This is a genomic window from Roseibium sp. (assembly GCF_048260565.1).
Classification (GTDB): Bacteria; Pseudomonadota; Alphaproteobacteria; order Rhizobiales; family Stappiaceae; genus Roseibium.
Genome location: NZ_JBLXGP010000017.1, coordinates 77,537 through 103,364, shown reverse-complemented (window position 1 = coordinate 103,364; position 25,828 = coordinate 77,537). Strand labels below are relative to the sequence as shown.

The 25,828-nt window shown below is 63.0% G+C and carries 17 protein-coding genes; 7 read left to right on the top strand and 10 right to left on the bottom strand.

Annotated features, from left to right (window positions below; all coding sequences use genetic code 11):
• Positions 1 to 40 precede the first annotated feature (40 nt).
• Positions 41 to 2,281 (top strand): DUF1963 domain-containing protein, encoded by a 2,241-nt coding sequence (locus tag ACN0SO_RS25020; RefSeq protein ID WP_417682271.1) that lies wholly within the window; start codon positions 41 to 43, stop codon positions 2,279 to 2,281.
• A 312-nt stretch (positions 2,282 to 2,593) separates the two neighbouring features.
• Here ACN0SO_RS25020 and ACN0SO_RS25015 read toward each other — a convergent pair whose 3' ends face one another.
• The gene (locus ACN0SO_RS25015) at positions 2,594 to 3,682 is read right to left on the bottom strand and encodes a linear amide C-N hydrolase (RefSeq protein WP_417682269.1); all 1,089 of its coding nucleotides are present in this window, start codon (positions 3,680 to 3,682) and stop codon (positions 2,594 to 2,596) included.
• A 283-nt stretch (positions 3,683 to 3,965) separates the two neighbouring features.
• Positions 3,966 to 4,871, bottom strand: a complete 906-nt coding sequence (locus tag ACN0SO_RS25010; protein ID WP_417682267.1) for a LysR substrate-binding domain-containing protein — start codon at positions 4,869 to 4,871, stop codon at positions 3,966 to 3,968.
• Between the two features lie 165 nt (positions 4,872 to 5,036).
• On the opposite strand from ACN0SO_RS25010, the gene ACN0SO_RS25005 reads away from it, so the two are divergent.
• The 3 genes from ACN0SO_RS25005 to ACN0SO_RS24995 all read left to right on the top strand — a co-directional run bounded on the left by ACN0SO_RS25005 (position 5,037) and on the right by ACN0SO_RS24995 (position 10,435).
• Complete coding sequence (locus ACN0SO_RS25005) at positions 5,037 to 5,834, top strand: alpha/beta hydrolase fold domain-containing protein (protein ID WP_417682266.1); 798 nt, start codon at positions 5,037 to 5,039, stop codon at positions 5,832 to 5,834.
• 83 nt (positions 5,835 to 5,917) lie between these two features.
• Positions 5,918 to 7,105 (top strand): efflux RND transporter periplasmic adaptor subunit, encoded by a 1,188-nt coding sequence (locus ACN0SO_RS25000; RefSeq protein WP_417682265.1) that lies wholly within the window; start codon positions 5,918 to 5,920, stop codon positions 7,103 to 7,105.
• A 153-nt stretch (positions 7,106 to 7,258) separates the two neighbouring features.
• On the top strand, positions 7,259 to 10,435 hold the full coding sequence (locus ACN0SO_RS24995; RefSeq protein ID WP_417682263.1) for an efflux RND transporter permease subunit: 3,177 nt from the start codon (positions 7,259 to 7,261) through the stop codon (positions 10,433 to 10,435).
• A 97-nt stretch (positions 10,436 to 10,532) separates the two neighbouring features.
• Here ACN0SO_RS24995 and ACN0SO_RS24990 read toward each other — a convergent pair whose 3' ends face one another.
• The 7 genes from ACN0SO_RS24990 to ACN0SO_RS24960 form a co-directional block, all read right to left on the bottom strand.
• Entirely contained in the window at positions 10,533 to 12,086 is a 1,554-nt protein-coding gene (locus ACN0SO_RS24990; protein ID WP_417682261.1) for an arylsulfatase, read from the bottom strand.
• 282 nt (positions 12,087 to 12,368) lie between these two features.
• Positions 12,369 to 15,053 (bottom strand): SH3 domain-containing protein, encoded by a 2,685-nt coding sequence (locus ACN0SO_RS24985; RefSeq protein WP_417682259.1) that lies wholly within the window; start codon positions 15,051 to 15,053, stop codon positions 12,369 to 12,371.
• Between the two features lie 518 nt (positions 15,054 to 15,571).
• Entirely contained in the window at positions 15,572 to 16,726 is a 1,155-nt protein-coding gene (locus ACN0SO_RS24980; protein WP_417682257.1) for a Gfo/Idh/MocA family protein, read from the bottom strand.
• 13 nt (positions 16,727 to 16,739) lie between these two features.
• Complete coding sequence (locus ACN0SO_RS24975) at positions 16,740 to 17,792, bottom strand: sugar phosphate isomerase/epimerase family protein (protein ID WP_417682255.1); 1,053 nt, start codon at positions 17,790 to 17,792, stop codon at positions 16,740 to 16,742.
• 76 nt (positions 17,793 to 17,868) lie between these two features.
• The gene (locus ACN0SO_RS24970) at positions 17,869 to 18,825 is read right to left on the bottom strand and encodes a substrate-binding domain-containing protein (RefSeq protein ID WP_417682253.1); all 957 of its coding nucleotides are present in this window, start codon (positions 18,823 to 18,825) and stop codon (positions 17,869 to 17,871) included.
• A 102-nt stretch (positions 18,826 to 18,927) separates the two neighbouring features.
• Positions 18,928 to 19,950, bottom strand: coding sequence for an ABC transporter permease (locus ACN0SO_RS24965; protein WP_417682323.1), 1,023 nt, complete (start codon positions 19,948 to 19,950; stop codon positions 18,928 to 18,930).
• A gap of 2 nt (positions 19,951 to 19,952) precedes the next feature.
• Positions 19,953 to 21,476 carry a sugar ABC transporter ATP-binding protein gene (locus tag ACN0SO_RS24960; protein ID WP_417682251.1) on the bottom strand — a complete coding sequence of 508 codons (1,524 nt, stop codon included), beginning with the start codon at positions 21,474 to 21,476 and terminating at the stop codon, positions 19,953 to 19,955.
• A 192-nt stretch (positions 21,477 to 21,668) separates the two neighbouring features.
• On the opposite strand from ACN0SO_RS24960, the gene ACN0SO_RS24955 reads away from it, so the two are divergent.
• The 3 genes from ACN0SO_RS24955 to ACN0SO_RS24945 all read left to right on the top strand — a co-directional run bounded on the left by ACN0SO_RS24955 (position 21,669) and on the right by ACN0SO_RS24945 (position 24,864).
• Positions 21,669 to 22,697, top strand: a complete 1,029-nt coding sequence (locus ACN0SO_RS24955) for a LacI family DNA-binding transcriptional regulator (protein ID WP_417682249.1) — start codon at positions 21,669 to 21,671, stop codon at positions 22,695 to 22,697.
• Positions 22,698 to 22,902: 205 nt separating this feature from the next.
• On the top strand, positions 22,903 to 23,340 hold the full coding sequence (locus ACN0SO_RS24950; protein WP_417682247.1) for a hypothetical protein: 438 nt from the start codon (positions 22,903 to 22,905) through the stop codon (positions 23,338 to 23,340).
• A 156-nt stretch (positions 23,341 to 23,496) separates the two neighbouring features.
• Complete coding sequence (locus ACN0SO_RS24945) at positions 23,497 to 24,864, top strand: hypothetical protein (protein ID WP_417682245.1); 1,368 nt, start codon at positions 23,497 to 23,499, stop codon at positions 24,862 to 24,864.
• Positions 24,865 to 24,878: 14 nt separating this feature from the next.
• On the opposite strand, the gene ACN0SO_RS24940 is transcribed toward ACN0SO_RS24945, so the two are convergent.
• The gene (locus ACN0SO_RS24940; RefSeq protein ID WP_417682243.1) at positions 24,879 to 25,826 is read right to left on the bottom strand and encodes a LysR family transcriptional regulator; all 948 of its coding nucleotides are present in this window, start codon (positions 25,824 to 25,826) and stop codon (positions 24,879 to 24,881) included.
• Positions 25,827 to 25,828 lie beyond the last annotated feature (2 nt).

The window sequence follows — 25,828 nt, the reverse complement described above, 5'->3', positions numbered from 1 at the left end:
GGAATTGTCCCCCTCAGGAGACTGCGAGCGATCAGCCAAGATGGCCATTCCCAACATTATCCCGCAAGTCATCGTGTTGTTGTTTTACATTACCGCGGTCTTCTTCGACGCGCCGGTCCCGATGATCGTGGAAAACACCTTGTGTGCGGCCGCCGTGATGGTGGCCCTGTTCGGGGTCTTCGCGATGGGATATATAGGCGGCGGCGGTGCCAAGCTGATCGCCTCTCTGTCGATCTGGCTGGGCTTCACGAAGGCGCTGGGCCACTTTCTTGCGATAAATGCCGCTGTCCTGATCATGGCGGTGCCGGTGCTGATCATCGTGGGGGCCCTCCTCAAGAAAGACACGCCCACGGGCATCCCCATCCTGCCGATCGCACTTCTCGCCTTTCTGGCTGTTTTTCCCAATAGCGATCTCTTCAGGCACATCTCCCCACATTTCGAGATGATGATCGCCGGCTTTTTACCCCAGGACACGGCATCACAGCCGCCTTCGCCCGCGACGGGTGCTGCCCCCTTGCGGAGCACGATCGTGCCGGGCTTCGAAGACGTTGACGCTGGAAAGACACGCCAAACCGCCGGTCCGGCCAAATATGTTGTCCTGCTCGCTCTGATCGTGCTGCTGCTCAACCAGGTTGCCAGGTATTTTCTGCGCAAGGACAAGACGGCCCGCCGGGCGCCGGGAAGCGTCCGGACACGCATGCGCCGCAAGTCCCTGCCGAAGGACGGCCAGCCACTTATCGATCCAAAACGCCTCGAGGCGATCATGAACCGCCCCGCTCGTCCCATGGCTGTTGCTCCGGAACGCGATACCGGAACGGCTCCGTTCCCCCCGGCCACCCCTGTCCCCCCAGCCGCCCCTGTCTCCCCCACCAGCCCGCAGGCAAACGGCCGAACTGGCCCGCTTCGAAAAGACGCGGATCCGTTCAAGGCGGAGGTGCCACCGTGGGAACCGGATTTTTTTGCCGACTTTGTCGATGGAATGTCGCGTCCAGCCGTCATTGCCTATCGTCCCTATCCGCCTCCCGGGATACCGGTCGGGCGCAGCAAGGTCGGTGGGGATCCGGACCTTCCCGCGGGCCTGGAATGGCCGCGTACGGTCAGCGACGCACGGTATGTTAAGGCTGGCATGCCCCTGCACTTCATGGCTCAGATCGACCTGTCGGAACTCCCTTGGCGCCCGGAGGAATGCCCGGAGCGCGGCACGCTGCTGTTCTTTGCCCGGCTCGATGAGGATATGCTGTGGGGGGAAGACTTCAGCGGAGATCCGCGCAACGACACCAGGGTCGTCTATGATCCGCTGTCGAATGGCATCAGGACGCCGCCGCCGGAAGATCTTGGCGCGATCAACGGCTCCGAGAACCTCTTTGACGAAGATTTCTCCCCTCCGGACAAGCCCGTTATGCGCAGCTATCCGGAATGGCCGCTTGTCTTTTCCGGGTTTTCCACGATGCCCGCGCCATCTGACTTGTTGATGGTCAAGGCGCCCGACGGCTACAGGGAGGCGCGGGACCGCTATTACGTCAGGCAGTTGGACAGGATCTTTCCGAAAGTCTTCACGGGCCGGCCTCCATCCCGTTTCTTTCCCGTATTCAATATCAGCGCCTATGACAGCCCCCCGATCCTCGAGAAAATCAGGTCGTTGAAACCACACGACGAGACCGGCTTCCCATACAGCCCACTCTGCATCAGCCTGTTCTGCCGCTATATAGAAGGACGGCTGGCACGCTGGAGTGAGGTTCCCGACGACAGCGATCTTCGGGACTTCCTCTCCCGGTTGGGCAGATGGAAGGACTGGTGCGGCCGGCAGCATGGGCATGACCTCGACGCCGGGAACGCCCGAGACTTCATCGAATATCTGAACCGGTTCCTCACATCGGAGTTCAAGTACAAGAACCTGATCGTGGAGGCGGTCCAGCGAACGCTGAATGAGCTGATCAATCAAAGCGGCAGCGATACGGCTCTTGCCAGACGGCTCCCCGAAAGCATCTATCTGGCCGGGCAACATCAGCCGCTGATACGGCGTGAAAGCGAGGATGCGCCGCTGCCGGAGAAACCGGGCCGCAGCTTTGGCCAGCCCTTTCACCAGCTCTTCGGATATCTGTCTTCCGTGCAGTTCAATCTTCCCGTGAATGATCCGAACATGCTGCTGTTTCAGCTTTTCTCCGATTATGGCTCGAACATGATGCTCTGCGATGCGGGCGAAGCCGATTTCTTCATCAAGCCGGAAGACCTCAAGCAGGGGAACTGGGACAAGGTCGTCGGCCAGACCTGCGGCTGCTGACGGTCGTGAAGCACGGCGGTTTTTGGTGATCAAAGTGCAAGCGATATCCGAAGGGCGACTTCTGCTCGACTGAGGGCAGGGTGTCGGCTCTTGTCTCCCAAAAGCCACCGGTCCCCTTCCGCCCCTGTTCCGATCCTCCGTCCCCGCCACGATAACCCGCAGTCTCCGCCTTGCTCTCCTCCCTTGACCGGAGATGTCACGCCAGGCGTCGAAATCGGATCGGGGCGCTACGGGCTGCTACGCAAAAAAATGCCCCCGGAGCGCGATCTCGCTCCGGGGGCCGGACTTGAAGTAGCCCTTGAGAGGGCCGCCCTATTTGAAGTCGGACGAAATGTCCGTGAACGACTGCGACCACTGCTTGGAATCGATATGGACGACCTTGCCGCCTGCGGCGGCCAGGGCCGCCTTGACGTCGACCACGCGGAGGTCCTGCGCGTCATAGGTCTTCACGGTCCAGGTCACATTGGTCATGTCCGCAACGGCGGTCCACTGGGTGTAGTCGGGAGCGACCTTTCCGTTCTCCTCGCCGCGCACCGCGCCATAGGGGATGTCGAAGGTGTTGAGGATGTGGAAGGCCTGTTCCAGCACCTCGGCGCCGGTCTCGACCGGGATCGCCGACTGAGAGAACACGGCGGCGCGAATGAACCGCGACGGCGGCGTGAAATCGCCCGGCAGACCGTGCATGCCGGCGCCCTGTCCGGCCGCCTGCAGTTCGACGCCGTCCAGCTTGACCGGCGGAACGTTGAGGGGCGACAGGTTGACGAAATTGGAGAGGTTCGTCATGTGCCAGTCGTAGGTCGGCGAATTGGTGATGACGCCGAGCGGGGCGTCGAAGATCTTGAGGGTCTTGTCGGTCGGCTCGATGACGATGGCGGTGCCGGTCTTGTCGACAACGCGAATATGCATCGGGATGACCTGTCCCATCTGCTTGAACTCGGCGGCCACCAGCACGATGTCGTCGAAATGCGCCTTCACCTCCTCAACGGTGGCGAAGTTGCCGAGCAGCCAGGTTGCGTATTGCTGGGGCGCGAGCGCCTTGGCGCGGTTGTCGTCGCTAAGGTCGGGATAACTTGCATATCCGGGGAAATAGAACAGCCCGACGTAGAGGCCTTCCTCGTTGATCCCGTCCACGAAATCGGTCGTTTCATAGGCGGTCATTCCGGCGATGCCGTACCTGGTCTCGTAGGTGAGACCGCCCGATCCTTCCGGCAGCTCTGGCGTGACCCGCGTTCCGGCGGGCACGACGGCGACGTGCCAGTCGATCGGCATGCCGAACTCCATGGTCCGGCCGGCAACGCCCGTCCCGTCCTTCGCGGTCAGCGTGATGCCGGTGCATGCGTTGGCGACGGGGGCAAAGCCGAGCGAAGCTGCGAGAACGATGGCTGTTAGGGGGCGAAACATGACGTGCTCCTGTCTTGTGTCCGGACCGTTCAGGCGAGGCGACCGTAACGGGGCGTTACCGGTCCGAATGCGGCCCTATCCGTCGACCGCCACCTGTCTGTGAGGCAAAAAAGCTTTTACACACAGAACGTTAATGAAAAAACCACAAGTTGCGCGGCATTTGATTTGTCCGGAAAGAATGAACCGCCTGTGACGGAATTCGGGACGGCTGTCGAACCGGACCGGTCGATTGATGGTCCGCCGTTGCGTCGGGCGGATGATCCGCGGCCGGTCGCGGCCCCGGTTATATCTGCTCCAGGTCCGCCAGCAGTTTTACCAGCCAGTCCACGAACACCCGTACCTTGTTGCTGAGGTGCCGGTTGGGCGGGTAAACGATGTAGAGGGGGAAAGTGTCGGCGGTCCAGTCGGTCAGAACCGGCACCAGGTCGCCGCGGTCCAATTCCTCGGTGACCATGAACCGGGGCAGCTGGGCGACGCCATGGCCGGCGAGTGTGGCGGTCACGTAGCTGCGGCTGTCGTTGACGGAAAAGCGCGAGCGCCCGCTGACCTCCAGTTCCTCGCCGTCCCTGCTGAACGCGAAGGGATGGTTCCTGCCGGTTCGGGCTTCGAAATAATTGACGCAACAGTGACCGGTTTCCAGGTCGGAGGGATGGTCCGGCGTGCCGAAGCGCTCCAGATAGGCGGCTGCCGCGCAGGTGATGAGGTGGAGTTCGGAAACCCGGCGGGCGATCAGCGACGGGTCGCCGGGAGAACCGGCGCGCAAGGCGCAGTCCACATTCTCCACCAGGTAGTCGACGGTACGGTCGCCGATGCCGAGATCGATCTGGATGTCCGGATATTTCTCGTGGAAACCGCACAGGGACGGGATGACGATCCAGTCGGCGAAGGCGCCGGACATTTCCACGCGCAGCCGTCCGCTCGGATTGGCCTGGGAATGGGTCAGGCTGCCGTCCAGTTCGTCAAGCTCGGCGACGATTCGGGCGGCTCGTTCGTAGTAGAGTGCGCCGTCGGTGGTCACGATCACCCGCCGGGTCGTGCGGTTGAGCAGTTTTGTCTGCAGATGCGCCTCGAGGTTCTGGATGAGGTTGGTCACCGTTGCGCGCGGGATGCGCAAGGCCTCGGAAGCACGGGTGAAATTGCCCGTCTCCACGACCCGGAGAAAGGCGCGCATGGCTGAAAGCTGATCCATCCGGCAGTCTCCCGTTTCATTGCGGTGCGATATTATTCGAAATTTCGAATAGTGTAATCAGAAAATCGCCTCTTATTCCGAAAGGCGAACAACAATATCTTTTTGGCAGGTGAGGGAAGCCTTTGAGGCTGTCCCGTGTGAAATCAAACGAAGCGGACCGGAACGATGACGGTGCAGATCAAGGACATGACGCTCGACAAGGTGGCCATCGGCCCCGTGTCCGCGCGTGTCTATCAGGGCGCCGACTACGACACGTCGCCCCCGGTCCTGATCTATTTCCATTCCGGCGCCTTTCTGGAAGACGGCCGGAAGGACAGCGTGGTCGCGGAGACGCTTGCGCGGACCGGGGCCATCGTGGTCATGGCCGACTACAATGCGCCGCTCGGCGCCGTTTTCCCGAAGCCGCTGGAAACCGGCTTTTCCATTTTCAGCTTTCTGGCCAAGAAGCGTGCGGGGCTTGGAAATCGCAAGTCGCTGCTGCTGGTCGGCGGCACGGAGGCGGGTGGCAATCTCGCCGCGGCCGTGGCGCTGAAGGCGCGCGACCACTACGCGGACGAGCTTGACGGCCAGGTCCTGCTGTCGCCGCTGCTGGATCCCTACATGGGCTCGGCCTCCATTCGCCAGGCGGCCGCGATCGGAATGCGTGACCGATGGTCGGAAGGCTGGAGCCGGTATCTGAGCGGCGGTGTTTGCCATCCATACGCGGCGCCCTGCATGTGTTCGCGGCTATCGGGCGTGGCGCCCGCGCTGATTGTTTCAGCCGAGGACGATCCGCTTCTCGACGAGACACTCAGCTACGCGGACCGCCTCAAGGAGGCCGGCGTCAAGGTTCAACAGCACGTTCTTCCCGCCGGGACGGGCTGGCCATCGATTTACGGCGGGGCATGCGAGGAAACTTCAAGCTGGCAGGACAGCCTCAACGAAAGGTTCGAAGGGTTCGTCAAGTCAGTCGGCGTCCAGTGAATTTTTATTGAAGATCGAATGATCGGGCAGGCCTGTTGAAGGCATGACCCGGCAAGCCCCGAGAGGGCTTAAAGGAGCGACCAATGACATCGAGAAGCACACGCTGGGCCCTTGCGGGCGCCGGCCTGGGGATCGCTTTGTCCGTTTCGGCGGCGACCCTTTATCTGGAATTGCCGGTCTCAACCACCGCTATCGCCGCGGACACGCCTACGGCTCCGCCCGCCGTGCCGGTCACGGTGGCGCAAGTGGCCAGCCGTGACATCACGGTCTGGGACGCGTTTTCCGGCCGGCTGGAAGCCGTCGACCGGGTTCAGGTGCGCTCGCGCGTTGCCGGAGCCATCCAGTCGGTGGACTTCCGCGAGGGTGCGCTGGTGAAGGCGGGCGATCTGCTGTTCACCATCGACCCGGCCCCTTATGAGGCAGCGGTGGCCCAGCGGGAGGGGCAGGTGGCCCTGGCCGAAGCCCAGCTCAACCTGGCCCGGCTGGAACTGGATCGGGGCAACAAGCTGATCGAGAACCGGACCATCTCGCAAAGCGTTTTGGACCAGCGCCAGAATGCTTTCGTGGAAGCGCAGGCGAGCCTGCAAACGGCCAAGGCCGCGCTGCAGTCGGCAAGGCTGGAACTCGGCTATACCAAAGTTCGCGCACCGGTCGCGGGCAAGGTCGGCAGGATCGAGATTACCGCGGGCAACCTGGTGGCGGCGGGTTCCACGTCGCCGGCATTGACGACACTTGTCTCCGTCGATCCGATCTACGCGAGTTTCGACGTTCCCGAGGACATCGTCAGCCGGGCGTTGGCCGAGCTCCCGACCTCGACCGCGGCCTTGCCGCCCCTGGACCGGATTCCGGTGGAGATCGAAACACTGGGCGGAACCGCGCCGGTCCGGGGCAAGCTGCAACTCATCGACAACCAGGTCGATGCGGCAAGCGGCACCATTCCGGTCAGGGCCGTGTTCGACAATCCCGGCGGCCGGCTGATTCCGGGACAGTTCGTGCGCATCCGCATGGGCACGCCGAAGCCGGAGACCAAGATCCTGGTGAGCGAAAGGGCCGTCGGCACCGACCAGGACAAGAAGTTCGTCTTTGTCGTCGACGGTGACAACAAGATCGCCTACCGGCCGGTTGAACTGGGCCGGAGCACGGAAGGCGGGCGTATCGTGGAAAGCGGCCTGACATCCGGCGAGCGGATCGTGGTCAACGGACTGCAGCGCGTCCGTCCGGGAACGCTGGTCGACCCCCAGATGCAGAAGGACGTGGCAGCCGCGAAATAGCTGCCGAAACCTGATCCCGAACGGCAGGGCGCCCCGGCGCTCTGCCGGCACTTCAAGACTTGTCGAATTTGGCCGGCAGCAAGACGCGCGGCCGGAGCGGGGCGGTCTGTCCGCGGACGATGGCCCCGGAGTTACCCGAAGAGGGCGTTTGCCATGAATATTCCCAGATTTTTCGTCGACCGCCCGGTCTTCGCCGGGGTGCTGTCGGTTCTCATCCTGGTCGGGGGTCTGATTGGCCTCCGCTCCCTGCCGATTTCCGAATATCCGGAGGTGGTGCCGCCTTCGATCGTCGTGCGCGCCACCTATCCGGGCGCGAACCCGAAGGTGATCGCCCAGACCGTCGCCACGCCGCTGGAAGAACAGATCAACGGTGTGGAGGGCATGCTCTACATGTCCAGCCAGGCCACCTCCGATGGCGTTATGACGCTGACGGTGACCTTCAAGCTCGGCACCGACCCGGACCAGGCCCAGCAGCTGGTGCAGAACCGTGTGTCGCAGGCCGAACCCCGGCTTCCGTCAGAGGTCCGAAGTCTCGGCGTCACCACGGTGAAGAGTTCGCCCGATCTGATGATGGTGGTGAACCTGACGTCGCCGGACGATCGCTACGACATCACTTACCTGCGCAACTACGCGGTCCTGAACATCAAGGACCGGCTGGCACGCATCCAGGGTGTCGGCCAGGTGCAGGTGTTCGGTTCGGGCGACTATTCGATGCGTGTCTGGGTCGACCCGCAAAAGGCGGCCGAACATGATCTGGCCGCCAGCGACATCACCAATGCGATCCGCCAGCAGAACGTCCAGGCGGCGGCCGGCATCATCGGTGCCTCGCCGAGCGTGGACGGGGTCGATGTGCAGTTGAGCGTCAACGCGCAAGGGCGCCTGCAGACACCGGAAGAGTTCGGCAACATCATCGTGCGCACCGGCAAGAACGGTGAGGTGACGCGCCTGCGCGACGTTGCCCGCATTGAGCTGGGAGCGGCCGACTATTCCCTGCGGTCGCTGCTCGACGGCAAGCCGGCGGTCGCGATCCCCGTGTTTCAGGCGCCAGGCTCCAACGCCATCGCCATTTCCGATGCGGTGGTCGAAACCATGGATCAGCTGCAGCTGGCGATGCCGGAAGGGGTTCAGTACAAGATCGTCTACGACACCACAAAGTTCGTCCGCGCTTCCATCGAGAAGGTGGTCGACACGCTTCTGGAAGCGGTCGCGCTGGTGGTGATCGTCGTCATCCTGTTCCTGCAGACCTGGCGCGCCTCGATCATTCCGCTGATCGCGGTTCCCGTCTCCATCATCGGCACCTTCGGGGTGATGTATGTCTTCGGCTTTTCCATCAACGCGCTCAGCCTGTTCGGGCTGGTGCTGGCCATCGGCATCGTGGTCGATGACGCCATCGTCGTGGTGGAAAACGTGGAGCGGAACATCGAAAACGGCCTGAGCCCGCGCCATGCCACCTACCGGGCGATGAAGGAGGTCTCCGGGCCGATCATCGCCATCGCGCTGGTGCTGGTTGCCGTGTTCGTGCCGCTGGCCTTCATCTCCGGCCTGTCGGGTCAGTTTTACCGCCAGTTCGCCCTGACGATCGCGATCTCGACCGTGATATCGGCGGTCAACTCGCTGACCCTGTCGCCGGCGCTGGCGGCCCTGCTCCTGAAGGATCACCACGCGCCGAAGGACTGGCTGACGCGGGCGATGGATTTCGTCTTCGGCTGGTTCTTCCGCGGCTTCAACCGGGCCTTCGGCGCGGGCTCCAACGCCTATGGCCGCAGTGTCGGCGGGCTCCTGTCGCGCAAGAGCGTGGTCATGGTGATCTACCTGGCGCTGGCCGGGGCCACCTATGGCCTGTTCACTGCGGTGCCGGGCGGCTTCGTGCCCGCGCAGGACAAGCAGTACCTGATCGGCTTCGCCCAGCTTCCGGACGCGGCGACCCTTGACCGGACGGAGGACGTCATCAAACGCATGAGCGACATCGCCATGGCCCAGCCGGGCGTGGAGCACGCGATTGCCTTTCCGGGCCTGTCGATCAACGGCTTCACCAACTCCTCCAACGCCGGCATCGTCTTCGCGACGCTGACCGATTTCGAGGAGCGCAGGACGCCCGAGCTTTCCGGCAATGCCATTGCGATGCAGCTGAACCAGAAGTTCGGTGCGATTCAGGACGCTTTCATTGCCATGTTCTCGCCGCCGCCCGTCCAGGGTCTCGGCACGACCGGCGGCTTCAAGCTGCAGATCGAGGATCGGGCCGGGCTGGGCTACCAGGCGCTCGATGCGGCCAACAAGGCCTTCTTGGCCAAGGCCTATCAGACGCCGGAACTGGCCGGGCTGTTCTCCAGCTTCCAGATCAACGTGCCGCAGCTCTATGCGGATCTGGACCGCACCAAGGCCGAACAGCTCGGCGTGTCGGTGACGGAAGTGTTCGAGACGCTGCAGATCTATCTGGGCTCGCTCTATGTCAACGACTTCAACGCCTTCGGGCGGACCTACAGCGTGCGGGTGCAGGCGGATGCCAGGTTCCGGGCACGACCCGACGACATCGGCAAGCTGGAAGTGCGGTCTTCATCGGGCCGGATGATCCCGCTGTCGGCCCTGATGAAGGTCGAGGCCACGACCGGGCCGGAGCGGGCGACCCGTTACAACGGCTTCCTCGCCGCCGACATCAACGGCGGACCGGCGCCGGGCTATTCCTCCGGCCAGGCCCAGGCGGCGGTCGAAAGGATCGCTGCGGAAACCCTGCCCAAGGGGATCGGCTTCGAGTGGACCGACCTGACCTACCAGCAGATCCTGGCCGGCAGTTCGGGGGTGATCGTGTTCCCGCTGGCGCTGCTCCTGGTCTACCTGGTGCTCGCCGCCCAATATGAAAGCCTGGCGCTGCCGGTGGCGATCATCATGATCGTGCCCATGGGCGTTCTGGCGGCCCTGACGGGCGTCTGGCTGACGGCCGGCGACAACAACATCTTCACCCAGATCGGGCTGGTGGTGCTGGTGGGGCTATCGGCGAAGAACGCCATCCTGATCGTCGAATTCGCGCGCGAACTCGAGTTCGAGGGAAGGACACCGGTGGAGGCCGCGATCGAGGCCAGCCGCCTGCGTCTGCGCCCGATCCTGATGACCTCCATGGCCTTTATCATGGGTGTGGTGCCGCTGGTGCTGTCGACCGGGGCGGGGGCGGAGATGCGCGTCGCCATGGGCGTCGCGGTCTTCTCCGGCATGCTCGGCGTCACCTTCTTCGGCATCTTCATGACACCGGTCTTCTACGTGCTGATCCGCAGGCTGTCGGGCAACCGACCGCTGGTCCAGCACGGTGAGGCGGAAAAGGTGCTGCAGGAGGCGTAAGACGGCCGTAGAGGTGGAGTATCGGCCGTTTTGCGCGGCGCGGGGATTTGTTCCCGCGCCGCATCTGTTTTTATCGGAAATTTCAGGTGCGTCCGGCCTATTCGGCGCCGGTATGCGACATCATCTTCTCGACCATACCTGATGCCTTGGGCGAGAAGCTGGTCTGCCGCGGCGGATAGTCTTCAAATGACTGTACGAATTTCTGCACCACGGCCATGGCCGGCTGGATCGCCCAGGACCGGTTTTCCTGCCATTCGTCAAACCCGCGCGCCTCGTAGAAGCGCTCGAACGGATCGAGGTCTAGCCGTGTGATCAGCGGGGTGGTCAACTCCTCCTGGACGCCGTTGAACCACTTGTCCTGCTTTGTGAACAGGAACTTCCACTCGCCGTAGCGAACGCCGTGGAACGTGGTCTCGGTGAAGAAGAAGAATTCCTTCCGGTTGCTCGGTCCCGATTTGGTCAGGATCGGCGTCTGGTCATAACCGTCCAGATGCACCTTGTATTCGGTGCTGCCGATCTTGTAGCCGCCGAGCAGGTCGTCCTTGATATTCGGCTTGCCCAGCTGCGCCATGATGGTCGGGATCCAGTCTTCCATGGATATCAGTTCGCCGGTGGTCGTTCCCGCCGGAACCAGGCCGGGCCATTTCACCATCATCGGCACCTTGAAGCCACCTTCATAACCGCCGAGACCCTTCTCTCCGCGGAAGGGCTGATTGCCGCCGTCCGGCCAGGAGTTGGAGGCGGCGCCATTGTCGGTGGAGAACATCACCATGGTGCTGTCCGCAACCCCGAGTTCGTCGAGGAGCGACAGCAGTTCGCCGACGTCGTCGTCCAGTTCGACCATGCCGTCGGCATAGACGTTTCCGGTTCCGGTAATGCCGTCATAATGGTCGTCGAGATTGGTGCGGTAATGCATCCGCGTCGTGTTGTGCCAGACGAAGAACGGCTTGCCCGCGGCGACGGCATCGCGAATGAAACGCTTGCTCTCTACCAGGACTTCCTGGTCGAGGGTCTTCTGTCGCTCCCGGCCGAAGTTGCCGAGATCCTCGATCTTCTGTCCGCCATCCGGCAGGGCCCAGGAATGGGTGATCCCGCGCTGGGCGAGGCCGGCCTCTTCCACGACCTTCTTCGGATAGTCCACCTGTTCGACGTATTCTCCTGCATTCAGGTGATAGAGGATGCCGTAGAACTCATCGAAACCGTGTGCGGTCGGCAGATGCTCATCCCGGTCGCCGAGATGGTTCTTGCCGAACTGGCCTGTCGCGTAGCCTTCCGCCTTGAGCATTTCGGCCAGGGTCGGGTCTTCTTTCTGCAGGCCGAGCGGTGATCCGGGCAGACCGACCGTGCTCAGTCCGACGCGCAGCGGATATTGCCCGGTGATGAAAGCGGCTCGGCCTGCGGTGCAGGACGCCTGCGCATAGGCATCCATGAACAGCATGCCCTCGTTGGCGATCCGGTCGATGTTCGGCGTCTCGCAGCACATCATGCCCCGGTGATAGGCACTGATATTCCACATGCCCACATCATCGCCCCAGATGACGAGAATGTTGGGTTTAGCGGTTGCCGGCGCTTCCGCGGTTTGCGCCTGAACGCCTGAATGAAAGAGAACCGCCGCGAACAGGGCGATCGTGAAAAATACAATTCTGCGCATATTGGTCACCTCGATTCTGGAAATCGGGAAGAGCCGATGATGGAAAAAAACTCCTTTGGATCCTGCGGGGAGCCGGGATTGGTGAGACGCACCATGACGGAGGCGTCGTTGAAGGGAATTATAGGGCCCGTTCAAGGCATTGACAGAGAAAATTACCTAAGGGAAGTTTAGCATATTTTGGACATGCTTTCACGGAATATAACCGCTTAAGTTGAATTTGAATCGAAAGAGCAACCAATGACCGGCAGCGGGGAACTGTCTTTCCCTGCTGCCGGGTCGGGTTTACCGCCGCCGGCCCCCGCCGCGGTGACCGCCGCCACGGCCGCCACCGCCTCTGTGCTGCGGGCGGGCCTGCGGTCTTGAGCGCTGCACGTTGCGTTGCCGGTTGACCTGACGGTTGCCGACTTCCCTGCTGCGATAATCCCGGCTCAGATGCGCCGGGGCCTGGGGTCTTTGCGCCGGACGTGTGGCGGGCCGGGTCGCGGGGCGCTGGGCCGGCCGTGTGGCCGGACGGGTCGTCGGGCGATTGACGTTGGGTCTTTGCGCAGGCCGGTTTACGTTCGGCTTTTGCACCGGGCGATTGATATTCGGTTTTTGTGCCGGGCGCGTGACGTTCGGTTTCTGGACCGGCCGATTGATGTCCGGCCTTTGGGCTGGAAGGTTGATGTTTGGCCGGTCACCCTGCGGCCGGTTGATATTGGGTCGGTTGGCGAGAGCACCGCCGATCGCGGCGCCAGCCCCACCGGCCGCAATACCCGCACCGACATCGCCGAGCCGGTCGGATATCTGGTCGCGGGAGGGGGCTGCGACACCCGACCAGCGGCCGCCTTCGAACTTCTGCCAGGTGTTGCCGTCGCGCCGGTAGACGCCGCCGTCGCGGCCGGCAAAGACATTGCCGCGCCGGTCTGCCAGCTGGCCGGGGCCACCGCCGTCCTTCCAGCGATTGGCCGCGCCTGCCGCCACGTCCCGGGTGCGCGCCCATTCGCCGCCGCGAACCACGCCGCCGCCCTTCCAGTTGCCATAGATGCCACGGCCGCCGCCGATAATGACCCGGTTGCCGGTGCGCGGATTATAGGCCGAAATGAAGCCGGCGCTGCCGAGCGGTCCGCTGATCGCGGCCCCTCGGATATAACCACCCGTGCGCGGATTGTAGATGCCGCCGGCGGCAATCCCCCGGCGCGGGCCATAGGCGTAGCCGTAGCGGCCGAAGGTGCCGCGGACCGGATTGTAGAAGGCGCCGATGCCGTAGGTCACCGGCCGCGGGAAGAAGATCGGGACCGGACCCGGCCGGTACCAGGGCCGGTAATACCAGCCCGATCCGTAGACGAAGGTGCCCCAGGCAAGATAACCGGTGAGATAGCCCATCGTGTAGCCGTACCAGACCGCTCCGGGTTCCGTTTCGTAGATGCGCACATAGGTCGTGTTGTAGACCGGCGAACTCGGCGGGATCGTGTAGATCTCGTCCGGGACAGCGGTCGCCACCTGGAACGGCCCCTGAGGGCTGTCGCCCACGAACCAGACCCCGTCCTGGAGAACGTAGTATTTGGCGCCGACCTGGATCACCTGGTCATTGGTATTGACCGCATAGGACATCGACGTGCCCTCGATCTTCTCGAATTCCGGGTCGCCCGCATAGGAGACATCGGCGCTGACCGAGCCGACCTCGACCCGGGCCGTGCTTGGAATGCTGGCCTTAAGCCGTGCCTGCGCCGCCTCCGACGTGTTCGGCACGGAGGCGCGGACGGAATAGTAAGGCGCATCTTCGGGAATGTTCTGGAAGTCCGCCGGCAGGTCGGGCGTGGTGAAGGTCCAGGGGCCGTCAAGGGAGGCGGATTTGTACCACCGGCCCGAGACCAGAATGTACCAGGTCTTGGTCTCGTTAAGGAAGAAGACGTCGCTGTCCGTATTGGAGGCCCATTCCAGGCGGGTGCCCGGCACGGGCTCCAGTTTCGGCTCCCCGTCGAAGACGATCATTTCCGCCGGCTTGTCCGAATAGACCACCTTCGGCGCCTTGTCGTCCGGGAACGGCTGCGGCGGGATCGCCTCGCGCGTTTCCTTCCAGTTGTCGTCATCGGGCAGGGCCTTGATCGGATCGGGCAGATCCTGCACCGGGCTCCAGCCGCTTTTCAGGTCGGTGCTCGTCAGCCAGGATTTTTCATCGCGTAGGTAATAGGCGCCGCCGTCGGTCAGCTTCAGGAGATCCCAGTTGGTGTTGACCACGAACTGCAGACGCTGCACGCCCTTGACCGGGGCAAGCACCGGCTCGCCTTCGGTCTGCAGCAGGATCGAGGGCTCGTTGGCGATGAAGATCGGCGGGGCTTCCGAATTGAGGCCCTTGACGTTTTCCATGCGCTTGTATTCGGCAAGGCTCGCGGTGATCCGCTCCTCCTTCACCGTGATCGGACCGGTCGGCAGCAGCTTGCCGACCTGCAGGGTGAGGTCTGTGAGGGCCGCCCTGTCCAGGGCGGAAAAGTCGATCTCGGTCACCGCAATGTCGCTGATGATGGCATTGCCTTCCTCGCCATCAAACGCCGACTTGCCGCTGAGGCCGATCACGCCGAACACCGGCTTGGTCTTGGCGTCCTTGACGTATTCGGCGGCGACCAGTGCCTTGAGAGTGGTGAAATTATCCCAGTCGGTGAATTGGGGCTGGTAGAGAACGAGTGTCGCGCCGCCGTCGGTCTGGAAGCTGCGGGGCCAGCCGGTGGTCTGCTCCGGCTCAGACGGCGACAGGTAGCTGCCGGCGACAAAGCCGTTCTGGCCGTTGACCGAAATCGCACACCAGGCGCCGGTATCGTCACACTCCGACATCTCAACGGACGTGCCGCTGGGAAGCGTGCCGAGCGAGGCGAAGCCCGTCCCAGGCCCTTGGCGGAAATTGACGTTGGCCGTGGTGACGGCTGTCGCGGCGAGAACGGGCTGCATCACGAGGATCGCTGCCAGAAAGGTTGCGAGGAAGGCCTTCATGAATTCCTCCATTACTCGGACACTTGGTCTTCGATGTGGGCCCTTTTTACGGCCGGGCGCAGGTCTCTCGGCAGGCTCAATAGCGTTGAGGTGCGAGTTTCCTGCCAGAATAAGTTGTTATCATGCCATCACTATGACTCACCGGCAGGATGTGTAAAAGGAAAGATTTCGCAGTCGAATACAGGAGAAGGTCAGGCAAGGCGTTACCCCGCTGCTCGGCGGCACGCCTCGAAGGCGCCGGAAATCCGGTGCCCTGTAGCTGGACTACGAAGCCCTTTCACCGGATCATGTTATTTGTACCTCCGCGAATTCCAAACCGAATTTCTGCAGATATTTCCGTGGGGCCATACGGCAGCATCATGGCCGGCGACTGGCATTAGGACGCGCCGTGGCATCGCAAGAAAAAGCGGCGCCCGGCTTGAACGAACAGACCGGTGAACCTTCGCCAGAAGGCTCACCGGTCGCTCTCCATATACCTTGATCCGACCCCCCTATGGATCGAGCGGCATCCGAACCTGTTACAGGCTTACCCAGGCCGCGTTGCGGGCGGAGGAGCGCACGCAGGCGTCGATGAACCGCATCCCCTTCAGACCGTCCTCGATCCCGGGAACCAGAGTGTCGGCAGGCGTACCCGCCTGGTGCGCCCGGATGGCGTCCGCGGCCTCCCGGTAGAGATTGGCGAAGCCTTCCAGATAGCCTTCCGGATGGCCGGGCGGAATGCGGATCGCGGGTGCGACGCTCTCCGACATGCCCGCGCCGCCCCGCGTCAGGATCCGGGCCGGCGCACCGAAGGGCGTGAATTGCAGCAGGTTGGGATTTTCCTGGTGCCACTCCAGGCCGCCCTTGTCGCCGTAGACGCGGATCTTCAGGTTGTTCTCATTGCCGGGCGCGACCTGCGAACACCACAGCATGCCGCGCGCGCCGCCCTCGAAGCGCAGCATCACATGGGCATTGTCGTCGACCTGGCGTCCGGGAACGAAGGACTGCAGGTCCGCCGCCAGGCTTTCCGCGGTGAGGCCGGTCACGAAGCAGGCGAGGTTGAAGGCATGGGTGCCGATATCGCCGGTGGAGCCGCCCGCTCCCGAGCGGTTCGGGTCGGTGCGCCAGTCCGCCTGCTTGTTGTGCTGCTCCACCGTCAGCCAGTCCTGCGGATATTCCACCTGCACCACCCGCAGCGTGCCGAGTTCGCCGCTCTTAACCAGCTCCCGCGCCTGCCGAACCATGGGATAGCCGGTGTAGTTGTGGGTCAGGAAGAACAGGGCGCCGGAGGCCTCCGCCGCCTTCGCCAGCTTCTTCGCATCCGCCAAAGTCGAGGTCAGCGGCTTGTCGCAGATGACGTGAATGCCGCGCTTCAGGAACTCCCTCGCCGCCGGATAATGCATATGGTTCGGAGTGACGATCGCCACCGCCTCGATGCCGGATTTCAGCCGGGCCTCCCGCATGGCCATCTGGTCGAAGGACGGGTAGATCCGGCTTTCGTCCAGTCCGAGCGCGCGGCCCGATTCCAGAGCCTTTTCCGGTGTCGACGACAAGGCTCCCGCGACGAGCTCGTAACGGCCGTCCAGGCGGGCCGCGATCCGGTGGACCGCTCCGATGAAGGCGTCCTTGCCGCCGCCGACCATGCCGAGACGGATCGGGCGGGTGCTGTCGGCAGTACTTCCTTGAATGGTCATTGCCTTACTCCTGTCAGATACCCAGCATCTTCCGGTTGGCGGCCTCGTCGGTTTCGCCGCCGGCAAAGTCGTCGAAGGCCTTCTCCGTCACACGGATGATGTGGTCGCGCACGAAGGCGGCCCCTTCCCGGGCGCCGTCTTCGGGGTGCTTCAGGCAGCATTCCCATTCGACCACGGCCCAGCCGTCGAAATCATTGGCCGCCATCTTGGAAAAGATCGCGCCGAAGTCCACCTGGCCGTCGCCCAGGGAGCGGAACCGTCCGGCCCGGTCGACCCAGGGCTGATAACCGCCGTAGACGCCCTGACGGCCGGTCGGGTTGAACTCGGCGTCCTTGACGTGGAACATGCCGATCCGCTCCCGGTAGATGTCGATATTGTCCAGGTAATCCAGGCACTGCAGCACATAGTGGGACGGGTCGTAGAGCATCTTGCAGCGGCTGTGATTGGCGACCCGCTCCAGGAACATCTCGAAGGTGACCCCGTCATGCAGGTCTTCACCGGGGTGGATTTCATAGCAGACGTCGACGCCCATTTCCTCCGCATAGTCGAGGATCGGCCGCCAGCGCCGCGCCAGTTCGTCGAAGGCCGTCTCCACCAGTCCCGCCGGCCGTTGCGGCCAGGGATAGACGAAGGGCCAGGCAAGTGCGCCGGAAAAGGTCGCATGGGCCGAGAGCCCCAGGTTCCGGCTTGCGGTCAGCGCCAGCTTGAGCTGTTCGACGGCCCAGGTCTGGCGGGCGGCAGGATTGCCGCGCACCTCCGGTGCCGCGAAACCGTCGAAAGCCGTGTCGTAGGCCGGGTGAACGGCGACGAGCTGGCCCTGCAGATGGGTGGACAGCTCCGTGATCGTCACGCCGTTGTCGGCGGCAATGCCGGCGATCTCGTCGCAATAGGTCTTGGAACTTGCCGCCTTCGCCAGGTCGAACAGGCGTCCGTCCCAGCTTGGCACCTGAACGCCCTCGTAGCCGCAGTCCGCGGCCCATTTCGTGATGCCGGCCCAGGTGTCGAACGGCGCTTCGTCGCCGGCGAACTGGGCGAGAAACAGGCCCGGTCCCTTGATGGTTTTCATGGTTCCCTCCCAGGGTTGAGATCTAAAAAAAGGGCCGGAGGAACACCGCATCCTCCGGCCTGAAGGTGCGTTCTTCCTAGAACGGGGAGTCCGGGAAATAGTAGGACTCGGCATTGTCCTTCGTCACGAGCGTGGCGCCGAGAATGTAGCGGCCGGCGACCGGCCCGTTGGACTTGAAGTGGGAAACCGTCAGGTCCATGGCGGTCGCGATCATCGCCGGCGGATAAAGCACGTCGACCGGCATCAGTTCGTTGCCGTCCATGATGCCCTTGATGATTTCCTTCATGCCCGCGCCGCCGACGACGAACATGCCGTCGCCGTCGCGTCCGGCCTGCTTCAGGGCTGCGACCACGCCGATGGCGATATCGTCGTCCTGGGCCCAGACGGCGTCGATGTCAGGGAAGCGGGACAGGAAGTCCTGCATCACCTCGAAGCCGTCGTCCCGGTTCCAGTTGGCGTGCTTGTTGTCGAGCACGTTGATCCCGGACCCCTCGATTTCCTCCATGAAGGCGTCGAAGCGCTCGTTGTCGATCACGGTCGGAATGCCGCGCAGGATGACGATGTTGTCGCCGGATTTCAGCCGGGTCTTCATGTATTGCGCGGAAACGCGTCCCAGTTCCGGGTTGTTGCCCGCGACATAGAGATCCTCGATGCCCGGCTGGCTCAGGCCCCGGTCTACGACGGTGATCCAGGCCCCGGACTTTTTCACGTTCAGAACCGGATCGGTCAGCGGTTCGGATTCGAACGGCAGCACCACCAGCGCGTCCACATTGTGAACGGAGACCAGGTCCTCCAGGGCGCTCGCCTGGGCGCTGGAATCCTTCGAGTTGACCAGGATAAGGTCGACATCCGGATAAAGCGCCTCCAGACGCTTTTCGGCCTGTTCCGCATGCCAGTTCATGCCGGCCGCCCAGGCGTGGGTCGGGGTCGGATAGCTGACGCCGATCTTGATCTTGTCCTGCGCCGAGGCTGTCCCGGCAAGGGCCAGCGCGCCGGCGAAGACGGCGCATTTCATGACGTTACGCAAAAGCATTGTTTCCTCCTCCAATGCTGTCGATCGGGCGCACCTCTCCCGTCCGGTGCGAACCGGTTCTTGTGACAGGGGGGACGGGTCCCGAGCCGTGTGTAGCTTTGATCAGGCCTTGTCGCGCTTGGTGAGCTTCCAGTTTCCCCGCTGCAACAGAACCGCGACGATGATGATCAGGCCCTGCATGGTTCCGTTCAGATAGTTTGAAATCACGTCCGTGAAGTTCAGGATGTTGCCGATGGTCGTCAGGATCAGCGCGCCGAGAATGGTGCCGCCGATGCGCCCGTATCCGCCCTTCAGGACCGTGCCGCCGATGATCACGGCCGCGATCGCCTCAAGTTCCCACAGCACGCCGGTGGACGCCGACGCCGAACCGAGGCGGGGCACGTAGATGATCGTGGCGAAGGCGACGCACAGGCCCTGGATGACGTAGGTCGCGGTCTTGACCCGGTCCACCTTGATCGCCGAATAGCGTGCCACGGATTCATTGGAACCGATGGCGGTGCAGTAGCGGCCGAAGGCGGTTCTATTGAGCAGGAACCAGCCGCAGATCGCCACGCCGATGAACACCCAGACCGGGACCGGCAATCCGAGGAAGCTGTCGTAATAGACCGGACGATAGGTGCCGCGGATATCGAAATTGAGCGACAGGGTTCCGCCATCGGCGAAATAGGTGACCAGCGAGCGGTAGATGCCCATGGTCCCGAGCGTCACGATGAAGGCCTCGATCTTTCCCTTGGTGGTCAGCGCGCCGTTGATCCAGCCGGCACCGATACCGAGCACCAGGGCGAGGCCACAGCCGAACAGCACCGTGGGCACGCCCGTTCCCAGCGAGCCGGCGACGGAATTCATGACGATGATCATCACGCCAGCGATCGCCGCGGCCATGGATCCCACGGACAGGTCGATGCCGCCCGACGTGATCACGAATGTCGCGCCGATGGCGATGATGCCGATGAAGGCGGAGCGGGTCAGCAGGTTGGTGAGGTTGCCTTCGCTGATGAAGGCCGGGTTCAACAGGAAGCCGGTGATGCACAGCAAGAGGAGAGCGATCGCCGGACCCAGTGTCCTGACATCGAGGCCGGGCCATCTGGTGGCCTTGGTTCCTGCTTTTCCCGGGGCGCTCGTCATGGTCAATTCAGGTCCTCCCGTTTCAGCCCGGCGGCGTAGCGCATGATCTCGTTTTCATTGATGTGATCGCCGGTCAGAACGCCGGTAATCCGGCCTTCGCGCATGACGATCACCCGGTGGCTGATGCCGATGATCTCGGGCATTTCCGATGAAATCACGACAACGGAGAGGCCTTCTGCGGCAAGCGCCGCGATGAAATGATAGATCTGCTGCTTGGTGCCGACATCGATGCCGCGGGTCGGTTCGTCGATGACGACGACCTTCGGATCGGCCTCCATGATCTTGGCGAGCAGCAGCTTCTGCTGGTTTCCGCCCGACAGCTTCTTCACCGGCACGCTCGCGTCGCGGGCGCGCACGTCGAACCGGCGGACGGCGCGGGTGAGCGCTTCGTCTTCCGCGCCCTTGTCGAGCGTCAGGCCTTTGATGAATTTGGGCAGGGCAAACAGGGTCAGGTTCGGTCCCATCTGCTGTTCCAGAAGCAGGCCCTTGCCCTTGCGGTCCTTGGTCAGGTAGGCGAGCCCGGCGTCGCGCGCCCTGGAGACGTCCATACCGGTGATCGTCTCTCCGAACAGGCGGACTTCCCCGCTTTCGACCGGTGCCAGTCCGCAGACCGCTTCGAACACGGCTGTTCGTCCCGCGCCGATGAGGCCGGAAAAACCCAGGATTTCACCTTTTCGCAGGGAAAAGCTGACGCCGTTCACGCCCGGCGCCTGGAGGTCTCTGACCTCAAGGACCACCTCCGCGTCGACATCGGCCTCCAGCAAGGGCGGATAGAGATCGGACAATTCGCGTCCGACCATCATCTGCGCCATCAGGTCCGGGGTCAGGTCATCCGCGGCGCGGGTATCGATCCACTGGCCGTCGCGCAGGATGGTCACCCGGTCGGCGATGGCCTGCACCTCGTTCAGCTTGTGGGATACGAAGACGATGGCGACGCCGCCGGCTTTCAGTTTCTCCACCTGACGGAAGAAGACTGCCGTTTCCGCCTCGGTGAGGACGGCCGTCGGCTCGTCCATGATCAGGACCCGGGCGTTGCGGCTGACGGCCTTGATGATCTCCACCATCTGCTTTTGCGCGATGGTCAGGTCTGAAATCCGGTCCGAGGGCGAAATGTCCAGGCCGATCTCGTCCAGGTACCTCTGGACGGCTGCCCGCATCGTTTTGCGGTCGAGCATCCCGCGCGACGTGATTTCGCGTCCGAGGAAGATGTTTTCCTCAACGGTCATCTGTTCGGCGAGGTTCAGTTCCTGGTGGATCAGTACGATGCCGAGTTTTTCCGCCGCACCGTCCGGCGGCAGGTCGACCGTTTCTCCGTCCAGCCGGATCTGTCCGGACGACGGTTCGTGGAACCCGGACAGGATTTTCATCAGCGTCGACTTGCCGGCACCGTTTTCGCCGATCAGCGCATGCACCTCGCCGGGCCGGACGTCCATGCTGACGCTGAACAGGACCGGGACCGGACCGAAGGATTTGCTGATGCTGACAGCCTCGACAACGGCTGTCGAGGCAGGCGAAGCGGCCGGCATGCTGATTTTCCTCCCAAGCGCCTTTTCTGATGATTTTTTGGCGCCTTGCCCACTATGTAAACGTTTTCATTATTCGTGTAAACCTTTACATTTTGCAAGCGCGGGTTCTATAGAATGAGGACCTGATCCTGAATGGCATTGAAAACAATGCTCTTTCCGGACCCGCCCTTCCGCGCCCCGGAGGCATACTGAATGAGCGAACCGGGAGACCGGCCGGCCACAATCGAAGACGTTGCCAGGCTTGCCGGAGTGTCGATCGCTACGGTCAGCCGGGCGATGCGCTCGCCGGAAAAGGTCGCGGAAAGCACGCGCAAGAAGGTGACGGCCGCCATCGCGCGCACCGGCTACACCGCCAATGCGCTGGCGCAGAGCCTGCGCATGCAGCGCTCCAAGATGGTGCTCGTCCTGGCGTCATCGATCGCCGACCCGAATTTTTCCGGCATTCTGACCGGGCTGGAGAAGGTCGCCAATGACCGTGGCTACGGTGTGCTGATCGGCAACACCGAAGGTGCGATCGCGCTGGAGCAGAACTATCTGCGGTTCCTGTCGACGGGCATGGCGGACGGTTTGATCCTGCTGACCGGCCATATCCCGGTCGCCGGCGCGCCCGCCACCGGCGCTCTGCCTCCGATCGTCGCGACGGAGCGCCCGGTCAGCAACCCGGAAGTCAGCTATGTGGGCGTCGACGACGTGGCCGCCTCCAAGATTGCGACCGAATATCTGATCTCCCTCGGCCACCGGCGCATCACCTTCATCTCCGGCGGCATGACCGATATCCGCAGCGACCTGCGCCATTCCGGCTATCTCCAGGGCTTGAAGGAATCGCCTGAAACCCTGCGCGACTGGCGAATGGAAGGGGAAGGCACGAGCGAGAGCGGCCGCGCCGTGGTGGAGCGGCTGTTCATCAAGGACGATCTGCCCACCGCCTTCTTCTGCTTCAACGACAACACCGCGATCGGCGTCATTTCAGCCCTTCAACTGCGCGGCTACCGGGTGCCGGAGGATTTTTCCGTGCTCGGGTTCGATGACATTCCCTTTGCCAGCAACATCACCCCCGGCCTGACCACGATCCGCCAGCCGCGCCACCGGATCGGCGAACTCGCCATGGAGATCCTGCTCGCCAAGCTCGCCAATCGGGCGCTCCCGGCGCGCTCCCATGTCCTCCATGGCGATCTTGTCGTGCGCGAAAGCTGCGCCGCTATCGGCAAGCAGCGGCGGTAGCCCGGCATCGCTTTGAATTCTTGACAATTATACTCATGTATTTTACCGAAGCGTTGATGGAGCCTGAGGTTCGATCTCCAATCTTCGGTGCAAGCAAGCCGATTGCCAGCCAGCACTTCATCGCCCGTGTGTCGACTGCGCCGTCTCCCAATGCCGGAAAGCGTCGTCCGATTACCGCCGGCAGTCAGATGAAGGTTTGCCAGCAATGAGAACTTATTCGAAATTCGGCGTGGTGTTTACGCTGCTTTTTCTGGCGTTCGGCCGGACGGTCGAAGCCGAGGAAAGCGCGTCGTTGGGACGATTCGACCTTCAGCTGAACCGGTTGAGCCCTTCCGACAAGGGGTGCCTGATGACCTTCGTGGTCCACAACGGTTTACCCGGTCCCCTCGATAAATCTGCCTTCGAGATGGTGATTTTCAACGGCGAGGATCTGGTCGAACGCATGACCGTGTTCGACTTCGGTGCGCTCCCGCCGGGCAAGACGGTTGTCCGCCAATTCGAAATGCAGAACATGGCCTGCGACGGCATCGGCCGGATCCTTGTCAACGGCGCCAACGGGTGCACGGGCGAGGGGGTTGCGCCGGGTGCCTGCATCGGTGCGCTCAAGACGGACAGCAAGGCGGAAATTCCGTTCGGAAGCTGACACGGACCGGCAGTCCGGAAGCTGGCAAGTCTCTTTCGAAAAAGGTCTTTTCCCGCCTGAGACCTATCCCTTTTTAGACGGATCGCATTTAATGTTCCCTCGTGGCGAGGCGGACGGCTGACAAGGTCCGCGCTTTTGTCTTTCAGGGGATGGGACGTGACGAAACCGGTAACGAAGACGATCCAGGCTGCCGTCGTCCCGACGATGGCTGCGGTCGTGGCCGGTTATGTCATGGTGGGGGCCACCCTGGCGGGTTTCGCGCTGCCGCCGGTTCTCTGGGTTCCGATTTTCGCGGTCTTTTTCGCCGCCAGCTTTCGCTCCCTGAAGCGCGGCGGGCTGATCGTCATTGCCATCGCCATCGCCCTGTCCGGCCTGGCATGGGTCTATACGGGCGCAGTCAGCCCGCAGGGTCTGTCGAGCGCGGGCTTTCTGTTCGTCTTTCTGATGGTCATGCAGCATATGGCCGACCTTGCGGCCCGCTCGCCGAAGATCGCCGAGGCGGCCGAACTGATCGTTTCCCGCCCCCCCGGCCAGCGCTACCTGTTCGTGACCTTCGGCACGCACGTTTTCGCCCTGTTCCTGAACATCGGCGCGGTGATCCTGATCACGACCCTGTTGTCCTCCCGGCTGAAGGGCGCAAGCGAGGCAAGCCAGCGGTCCCTGGCGATCGCAAGCTCCCGCGGGTTTGCGTCCACGGCCCTGTGGTCGCCCGTTTCCTTATGTTCGCTGATCATCTTCACCCATGTCACCGGCGTGACCTATGCGCAGTTCGTGCCTTACGGCATCCTGGGCATGCTGTTTTTCCTGATGACCGGCTACTGGCTGGAAAGGGGACGCCGCTCCGCCGTTGTCAACACCGAGGGCCTGTCCCTTGACGACACGTTCAAGCTTCTCAGGGTCGTCGGGCTGGCCATGGTGCTGGTCGTCGGCGGTCTGTTGTGGGTGTCCGTGTTCGACGTCCGCCTGATCGAGGCCATGTTCAGCGTGGTCTTCATCCTCGGCGCGATCTGGACCGTGCTGTTCGTCCGTGCCGGCCATACCAATGTCCGGTCCCTGGTGAAGGACTACGCCCGGGCGACCTCGGGACTGGCAAACGAGACGGCGATCATTTCCGGCGCAACGGTGATCGGTGCCGCCGCATCGGCGCTGGTCGGTCAATGGGTCGGCTTCCAGGGCGAACTTTCGGCCGGTACCTCAACATGGGTTGCCGCCGTCATACCCGTGACCGTCTTCGCCGCCGGTCTTCTGGCGATCAATCCGGTGGTGACCGTGACGGTCCTCGCCAGCTCGCTCAATCCGGTCTGGCCGGATGCCGCCAAGTTGATCCTGGTGCTGGCCATGACCTGGGGCTGGTCCATTTCCGGCGGCGGCACGCCCTTCACCGCCAATGTGGCCATCGCCGCGCAGAAGTTCGGCCAGACCGGGTTCACGGTAGCCATGAAATGGAACGGGATGTTCCTGGCGCTCATGCTTGCCGTCGCCACGCTGGCTGCGGCGTCCGGCATGGTCTGGCTTGGCGGCTGATTGGTCACCACAGCCTAGTTCTTCAGGATTTCCCGGATTTCGTCGAGATGCAGAAGGCCGCTGCTTTGCGCGCGGATGGCGGTCAGGATTCGTTCCGCGGCGCCTGTCGGTTTTTCATCCGCCCGGTGCAGCACGAACCATTGCCGGACGATCGGAATGTTCTTTGCGTGGATCAGGGCGAGGCGGCCGGATTTCAGCTCTTCAGTGGCCGTGTGGATCGAGATCAGTGCAATGCCCAGACCCGCGATGGCCGCCTGCTTGATGGTCTCGTTGGAATCCATTTCCGTGTAGCTGAACGGCCGTCCCTCGCCGAACTGGTCGAGGAAGCGCATGGACAGGATCCGCGTGCCGGAGCCTTGCTCGCGCATCAAAAAATGCTCGCCAAGCACCTGATCCGCGCTCGCCTCGCGAACCTTCGTCAGCGGGTGGTCGGGACTGGCGATCAGCACGTGGGGGTGATCGCCGATGCTGTAGGCTTCGACGCCCGGCTGGCGCGGCGGGCGGCCCATGATGGCCAGGTCGATCTGCCCCGTATCCAGTGCCGAAATGATGGAATCCCGGTTGCCGATCTGCAGCACGACCTCGATATCGGGGAAGTCCTTCTTCAGGCTGGCGACGATCGACGGGGCGAAATACTTGCCCGTGCTGACCACCCCGAGAATGACCGTGCCGGCAAGACCCCGTCTCAGGCTGTCGATGGTCTGGACAGCCTTTCCGAGGGCTGCGGAAGCCTTCCGATAGGCTGCAAGCAGGACGGCGCCTTCCGCCGTGACTTCGAAGGTGCCGTGGCTGTTGCGGGTCAACATGGCGCAGCCGAACGTCTCGTCCAGCGCCTTGAGTTGGCTGTGCACGGCCGGCGGCGTCAGCGCAAGCGACTCCGCGGCACTACTTATCGACCCGTAAAAGGCGACGGCCTCAAGAGCCCGCAACTGTTTGAAGGTAAGGGCGTTTAGCGGTGTCATTC